The sequence below is a fragment of the Persicitalea sp. genome, assembly GCF_041751555.1.
In the GTDB taxonomy this organism is placed as follows: Bacteria; Bacteroidota; Bacteroidia; order Cytophagales; family Spirosomataceae; genus Persicitalea.
On sequence record NZ_JBGSXF010000448.1, the window covers coordinates 1 to 4,801 of the forward strand.

Annotated in this window: 4 protein-coding genes; 1 reads left to right on the forward strand and 3 read right to left on the reverse strand. The window is 49.9% G+C overall.

Annotated elements, in window-relative coordinates:
* Positions 1 to 72: 72 nt before the first annotated feature.
* Together ACEW8P_RS15730 and ACEW8P_RS15735 are read right to left on the reverse strand one after the other, a co-directional pair.
* A complete protein-coding gene (locus ACEW8P_RS15730) occupies positions 73 to 1,323 on the reverse strand; it encodes a sorbosone dehydrogenase family protein (RefSeq protein ID WP_373514032.1) in 1,251 nt (416 codons plus the stop codon).
* A gap of 83 nt (positions 1,324 to 1,406) precedes the next feature.
* Complete coding sequence (locus tag ACEW8P_RS15735; protein ID WP_373514033.1) at positions 1,407 to 2,588, reverse strand: MFS transporter; 1,182 nt, start codon at positions 2,586 to 2,588, stop codon at positions 1,407 to 1,409.
* Between the two features lie 148 nt (positions 2,589 to 2,736).
* On the opposite strand from ACEW8P_RS15735, the gene ACEW8P_RS15740 reads away from it, so the two are divergent.
* Positions 2,737 to 3,537 (forward strand): murein L,D-transpeptidase catalytic domain family protein, encoded by an 801-nt coding sequence (locus ACEW8P_RS15740; RefSeq protein ID WP_373514034.1) that lies wholly within the window; start codon positions 2,737 to 2,739, stop codon positions 3,535 to 3,537.
* Here the strand turns inward: ACEW8P_RS15740 and ACEW8P_RS15745 are convergent.
* Positions 3,510 to 4,703: a L,D-transpeptidase family protein gene (locus tag ACEW8P_RS15745; RefSeq protein WP_373514035.1), complete on the reverse strand. Its 1,194-nt coding sequence runs from the start codon at positions 4,701 to 4,703 to the stop codon at positions 3,510 to 3,512. The genes ACEW8P_RS15740 and ACEW8P_RS15745 overlap by 28 nt on opposite strands.
* Positions 4,704 to 4,801 lie beyond the last annotated feature (98 nt).

Genomic DNA, 4,801 nt, shown 5'->3' on the forward strand with positions numbered 1-4,801 from the left:
CGACACAATTTAGCAAAATTGTACAGGAGGTGCTATTACCAAATTGTTAACTAGGAATGATCTGATCCACAATCACTCGGCACTAACCCGCCAGATGGTACCACTATCGTCATCGGCTACCAGCATTGAGCCATCGGCCAACACAGTCACGCCCACTGGACGGCCATATACCTTGCTCTCCTCCGAATTAGCGATAAAGCCTGTCAGAAAATCCTCCATCTCACCGCTCGGTTTACCATCTTTGAAAGGCACAAATACTACTTTATAACCTGAAAGCTGTGAGCGGTTCCAGGAGCCATGTTGTCCGACGAATGCGCCGTTGCGGTACTTGGCAGGAAATTTATCTTTGTCATAAAATGCCAAACCAAGCGAGGCTGTGTGTGCTCCCAGTGGTACGTCGGGGACGATAGCTTTCTTTACCATTTCGGGAGCTTCACCTTCGCGCCGTGGATCGACATTCTGGCCGTAGTAGGAGTAAGGCCAGCCGTAAAACCCACCTTTCTTAACGCTCGTCAAATAGTCAGGTACTAAGTCATCACCCAATTTGTCGCGCTCATTGACGGCTGTCCACAGCGTGTTGGTACCAGGTACCCACGCCATTCCCACGGGATTGCGTAAGCCGCTGGCGTATATTTCTTCACCCGAGCCATCGGGATTGATAGTCAGGATATTGGCGCGACGTTTTTCCTCATCCATGCCGTGTTCGGCTACGTTGCTGGCCGAGCCGACAGAAATAAAAATCTTGGAACCGTCGGGACTTGCCAGCAAGTTGCGGGTCCAGTGGTTGTTGTACCCTCCGGCAGGTAGATCCAGAATATTCTCGCCCTTAGCGGTCATTTGGGTCTGACCTTCTTTGTAAGGGAAACGCATAAGCCCGTCGGTGTTGGCGACATAAAAATGGTTGTCCAGCACCAACATACCAAATGGCTGGTTGAGATCTGCCAGGAAAGTAGTTTTGGCGTTGGATTTGCCGTTCCGAAAGAGCGTGATGCGGTCAGCGGATTTTTTGGTATTGGACTCGGCTACGAAAATATCGCCGTTAGGAGCTTGGTAAATCCAGCGCGGATGCTCAAGTTCGGCAGCAAATTTCTCCACCTTGAACCCGGCTGGGGCTTTGGGCAGTTGTCCGTCCTCCCAACCGATGGCCTTGCCTTCATTCCGCACCGACTCGGTCGCGTAGGGTGGGGGAAGGGTCAAGGAAGCTACCTGGGTTTCGACCAGATCGGGATCCTGGTTGGCGGCTTCCTGATTTTTCGGGGATTTGCAGCCGCCCAGTAACGTGAGGGCGGTTAAGGTTGCAACTATAATAGGGGCGTATTTCATTTTCTGGTTTTAGAGTTTTTTCTAATGGTATTTTAGCTAAGAAGGAAGAAAACAATAATGCCAGAGATCATTTTACATTTAGTCTATATCCGAGCCCAGTGACTGGCAATGCCGCTCGTCGCCAGCAGAATCATCACGAAAAGGAGCCCGTTGGGCAGCCCGAAGCCTTCGGCGATGAATCCCACGATGGGTGGTCCGGCCATGAAGCCGATGAAGCTCAGTGTAGCAAAGGTCGCCAGTCCAGCGGCGGGCGTGGTGTCGGGCAGCCGCATGGAGGCGGCGTACAAAATGGGTGCCCCTAGGGAACAACCGAATCCCAATACCAAAAATCCGAGCAGTACTATGTACGGATTAGGAAATAAAATCGCGATGAGTAGGCCCGCCGCCGCCATCAAACCTCCAAAAGCCAATAACCGCTTTTGACCAAATCGCGGAATGACCGTGTCGCCGACAAAACGTCCAATGGTCATGGCCAATGAGAAAAAGGCAAACCCCAAAGCCGAAAACGAAGCAGAGGAGTTGGCGATCTCACGCAAATAGATGGCACTCCAGTCAAAAGACACCCCTTCGCCCATCGAAACGGCGATACCAATGAAAATCAAGACCATTAGAGCTTTGGTCGGGCGGGCGAGAGAGGTACTTTCGGGAGACTTTTCTTCATGAATAGCCCGTAGCGTGGGCTGAATCAGGATAATGAAGATAATCAGGAAAATTGCCACGCCCAGCAAGTGGTACGAAGCCGGAATGTCGGCCCAAATCAACGCTCCCGCCAATGCGCTGCCCAGCATTCCGCCCAGGCTCCACATTCCGTGGCAGGTGGACATGATCGTTAGGCCCTGTTCCTTTTCCAAGTTAGCGGCGCAGGTGTTCATAGCAACATTCAGTAAAGCAGTGAAGAAGCCCATGATGAATAGCCCTAAGCTGAGAATGAGTAGGTTGGGTGCTAGAATAGGAACCATCACGCTGGCAAAGAAACCCAGTCCGCCAATCAGACAACTCTGCGCCGAGCCGATGCGCTGGATGATCTTTCCCGTGAAAGGATTCATGACGATAGAACCAATGGGTAAGAGGAATAGCGCCAGGCCGAGTTCGGCGTCGTTGATGTCAAGGCTGTACTTTACGTAGGGGATGCGTGCTACCCAACTACCAAACAGGAAACTGTCGGCGGCGAAAACAAGACCCACGGCACGCGCCAACGGATTGGCAAAAAAGTCGGATAAGGCGCGTAAAATCGAGACGCTTTTGTCTGCGGGGGAAAGGGCCATTCAATAAAAAACACAATTTTATTTGTGGACAAAGGTATTAAGCTTTATCTGGAATCGTTTGTAAAAAGCGAGGGGTTAGGGAACTATTAGGCCTGTCCTGAACGTATAAAGGGGGGACTTCAAAATATAAAATAAGCAAGAAAGGAGTATGCGGAAAATTGGAGGAGTGTTGATAGCAGGTGTTGTTATGGTTGGTGTGTTGGCCGGATTTAAAAAGGTCGAGAAAAATGTAAAACAAGAGATTGACACTCATCAAAAAGTACACGTTGCGCCGCTTACTGCAACTGAGCAAACCGAGCAGATTTGCGCCAATCTTTACGACTCCCTCCAACTCGAAGCGGCCGGTCTTTCCCGCGAAGCTTTTCGTTATGCGTGGTATGGTTTTCAGGAAGCGAAATTTTCCAAGCCTATTCTGGCCATCGCTGATTTTAGTCAGTCTTCCCGCAACAAAAGACTTTACGTCATAGATTTCAGTACCAACCGGGTTGTACTCAATACTTACGTAGCTCACGGGCGCAATTCCGGTCAGGAGTTTGCGAGCAAATTCTCTAACGTTAACTCTTCCTACCAGTCCAGTCTAGGATTCTACCGCGCCTTAAATACCTACCAAGGTAAACACGGCTTGTCGCTGCGTTTGCAGGGTTTGGAAAAAAACATCAACGATCAGGCCCTTGCGCGCGCCATCGTCATGCACGGTGCCGACTACGTCAGTGAGGACTTCATCCGGCAGACAGGCCGCCTGGGACGCAGCCTCGGTTGCCCCGCCATTCCGCAGGCTGACCACGAAAGCCTGATAAAATTACTGCACGATGGAGCGGGATTATTTTTGTACTATCCCGATGAAGCGTATCTGACGCATTCAAGTATACTACAACGAGCGGCTGTTGCGGCCAGCCAAACTCCAGCGGCAGACTCAACCCCTTACACTACCTTCTTTACCAAGTCGTAAACGTCCTTATAGTAAATCAGATTCCCGGCTTTATCCACATCGGCGGGTAAAAAGTAAAGGAACGTCGGTACTTTTTTCTTCAAAGAATAGGTCTTTGGCTTACGATCTATTTCGGGCGCTGCGAGGGCTTCCTCCACAAAATTCTCGTCTACAATTTTCTCTCCAGCTATGAAGTTGGCGAGTTGTGCCGGCTTTTCCAGCCGCACGCAGCCGTGGCTACGCCAGCGTTGGTCAGTACCGAAAAGCGAGCGTACATCGGTATCATGTAAATAAATAGCATAAGGATTCTGGAGATTCACTTTCATTAAACCCAGTGAGTTACCCTCACCCGTGTCTTGCCGGAAACGGTAGGGAAAATCGCCCTCTGAGATACTGCTCCAATCAATCAAAGTAGGATCGACAGCCTTTCCTTTGCGGTCAAGTACTTCGATACCGTTTCTTTCCAGGTAATAGACATTCTCGCGGATGCGCGGGAGCATTTCCCCGAGGGCAATGCTTTTTGGAATGTTCCAGTAAGGGAAGGTGATGACATTGGTCGCGTAAGTATCCAAACCGGGAGTCCTGGTGTTCGATTTTCCAACGATTACGTTCATCCGCAGTTCCTCATTGCCCAAAGAATCCAGACCCACCAGGTAAGCTCCGTTGATGTTGACCAGTACCATTCGCTCCGATCCGCGTGATTGCCGATGCATCCAGCGGTAAGCATTGAGCGTTTCGGATACCATGGCGGCACTATCGGGCTTGCTACTTTCCACCAACCGCTTGTAATGCTTTTTCAGGGATTTGTAAGCTTCGTAGGGTGGTTCCAGGTTTTCCATCGCTTTGTCGATGTCTTTCCCCTGTGCTAGTTCCCATCCTGCTGTTTGCACACGCACTGAGTCAGGAGGAAGAATTTCTTCAAAATGGCGGATGTGAGCGGGTTTATGCCCATAACCGAGTTCTTCCAGAAAAGCCAGCATACCTCGCTCGCGATAAAGCGTCGAATCGCGACCCAAACCTATACTTTGGCCGTAGTCTACAATTTTCTGAAAATTTTGATTCTCCTTCATATCCGTCACCATTTCGGCTTCGGTAATGCTGAAAGGGTCTTTTTTCTGACAGCTGTTCAACGCAAGCAGCAAAGAAAAGGCTGCCAAGGAGGACAAAACGGAAATTCTGGATATCATTGGGGACGGATTTTTGAATTGTGTATTGATAAATTGTGTGATCGAATTAAAAAATCCGTGCTAAGCCTAATTGAGAAATCAGACATTCCACCAGTACG